General features: G+C 64.9%; 2 protein-coding genes and 1 pseudogene. 1 reads left to right on the top strand and 2 read right to left on the bottom strand.

The features are described from left to right. Positions 1-76: 76 nt before the first annotated feature. Both I5M_RS02085 and I5M_RS02080 read right to left on the bottom strand, forming a co-directional pair. Positions 77-844: an SDR family NAD(P)-dependent oxidoreductase gene (locus tag I5M_RS02085; protein WP_022719888.1), complete on the bottom strand. Its 768-nt coding sequence runs from the start codon at positions 842-844 to the stop codon at positions 77-79. 122 nt (positions 845-966) lie between these two features. Continuing rightward, positions 967-1,719: a histidine phosphatase family protein gene (locus tag I5M_RS02080; RefSeq protein ID WP_031335054.1), complete on the bottom strand. Its 753-nt coding sequence runs from the start codon at positions 1,717-1,719 to the stop codon at positions 967-969. Positions 1,720-1,879: 160 nt separating this feature from the next. Here I5M_RS02080 and I5M_RS29020 point away from each other — a divergent pair. Continuing rightward, positions 1,880-2,455 (top strand): annotated as a pseudogene (locus I5M_RS29020) (SDR family NAD(P)-dependent oxidoreductase); the annotation flags it as partial.

Here is a 2,455-nt window from a genome sequence, read left to right as displayed (position 1 = left end):
GGGAGTATGGATTCCGGGTTCGCCGCTGCGCGGCGCCCCGGAATGACAAAAGAGAGACGGTGCTCCGTCTACTCACTCAACTAATCGTCGCGCCGCCGTCGATGACGATGGTCTGGCCCGTCGTAAACGTGCCGGCCTTGGAGGCGAGGAACACGGCGGCGCCGGCGATTTCGTCGGGTTCGCCGATGCGCTGCAGCGGCGAGCGGGCGGTGGAGGCCTTCAGCGTCTCCGGGTTCTCCCACAGCGCGCGGGCGAAATCGGTCTTGATCAGGCCCGGCGCAATGCAGTTCACGCGGATGTTGTGCTCGCCGTATTCGCAGGCGAGGTTGCGGGCAAGCTGCATGTCGGCGGCCTTGGAGATGCAATAGGCGCCGATCACGGTCGAGCCCTTGAGGCCGCCGATCGACGACACGATGGTGATCGACCCGTCCTTGCGCGCGATCATCTGCGGCACGACTTCGCTGATCAGCCAGTGATTGGCGACGATGTTGTTGTCGAGGATCTTGCGGAACTGATCGTCGCCGATGCCGGCCTGCGGGCCGTAATACGGGTTCGACGCCGCGTTGCAGACCAGTGCGTCGATCTTGCCGAGCTTCTCGGTCGCTTCCTGGGCGAGACGCTTGAGATCGTCCTTGCTGGAGATGTTGGCGGCCAGCGCCAGCGCCGTCCCCGCCCCGCGCGCGTCGTTGATCGACTTCGCCACCGCGTCGCAGGCGTCCTGCTTGCGCGACGAGATCACCACCTTGGCGCCGTGCTCCGCCATGCGCTCGGCAATCGCCTTGCCGATGCCGCGCGACGAGCCGGTGATGACGGCGACTTTTCCAGTCAGGTCGAACAAAGTCATGTTTCTCTCTCCCTCTTGTTTGTTGCGTGAAGACGTTTCCCCGTCATTGCGAGGAGCGAAGCGACGAAGCAATCCAGCGCAGTGCACCGAGCTGGATTGCTTCGCTTCGCTCGCAATGACGACTAGGCCAACTTAGTGCTATTGGTCGCGACCTCCGCCCCCGCCGGCTGATGCATCGCGGCGTGGGACGGGTCGGCGATCCAGGGCTGCTGATTGACCATCGGGATGCGCCAGCCTTCTTGTGATTGATAAGCCATGTGGTCGAGCCGCGTGATCGAACAATTGTCGATGGTGAACGCCAGGCCGCGCGACGGCTGATCGTGCAGCGCGACCCCGATCGCCGCCTTGATGGTGCCGCCATGCGCCACCGCGACGATGTCCTGCCCCGGATGCGCCGCGGTGATACGCGCGATGGCCCGCTGGGTGCGGCGATACAGGTCCATGAAGCTCTCGCCGTTCGGCGCCGGCTCGTCGATCGGCGCGAACCAGAAGGTGTCGAGGTCGATCGGCTGCTTGGCGAAGAACGCCTGGCGGTTGGTGCCCTGCCAATCGCCGAGATGCTGCTCGTTGAGATCGGCATCCTGGATGATTTCCGCCGGGCGCGGAAAGCCGGCCGCGAAGATCGCTTCGGCGGTCATATGCGTTCGCTTCAGCTTGCTCGCGTACCACACCGCGGTCTTCGGCAGCACGCGGCCGACGGCGTCGAACACCACCTTGTCGCTGCAATCGCAATCGATATCGATCTGGCCGTAGATATTGCCGCCGTCACTGCGCACCGGCGCGTGCCTCACCCACCACCACCGCGTCGCGACGACACCGGGCTGCACGGCGTGCTGGGCGACAAAAGGTTTGTCGGCGGGGGGCGCGGCGGACATTTTCAAATAATCCTTCATTCCCGTTTGAAGTCGCTGTACGTCAGACACAGCAGCGCCTCAAGTCACTTGTAGTCGTGAGGCGCGCCGATTCAAACAATTGTTCGAATTCCACAAGGCGGCAAGCGCCGCCAAGGGTCAAGATGGGTCAAGGGAGACACGCATGGGCCGCCTCGAAGGCAAATCCATCATCATCACCGGTGCCGGCTCGGGCATTGGCCGCGCCGCTTCGCTGCTGTTCGCCAAGGAGGGCGCCAGCCTCCTGATCGTCGATCGCACCGAGGGCGTCGATGAAACCGCCGCGATGGTGCGCAAGGACGGTGGCCGTGTCGAGGCGATGAAGGCGGACGCGGGCTCCGAGGACGACGTCAAGGCGTACATCGCCAAGGCGATCGCGGCGCATGGCAAGCTCGACGGCATCTGGGCCAATGCGGGCGTCAGCGGCGGCCTCGTGCCGCTCGCCGATCAGACCGTGGAGCATTGGCAGGAGGTGTTGCGCGTCAATCTGATCGGGCCGTTCCTGGCGGTGAAATACACCATGCCGCATCTGGTGGCGCAGGGCCACGGCGCGATCCTGTGCACCGCGTCGGTCGCGGGCCTCAAGAGCGGCGCGTCGGGGCATCCTTATGCGGCGTCGAAGGCCGGCGTCATCAGCCTGGTGCAGAACACCGCCTACTCGCTGTCGGGACGGGCGTGCGCATCAACGCGGGGTGCCCCGGGCTGATCGAAACCGGCATGA

The organism is Rhodopseudomonas sp. B29, from assembly GCF_000333455.1.
Taxonomy (GTDB): Bacteria; Pseudomonadota; Alphaproteobacteria; order Rhizobiales; family Xanthobacteraceae; genus Rhodopseudomonas.
Note: the sequence above shows the minus strand (reverse complement) of the source record. Positions and strands in the feature narration are given on the sequence as shown.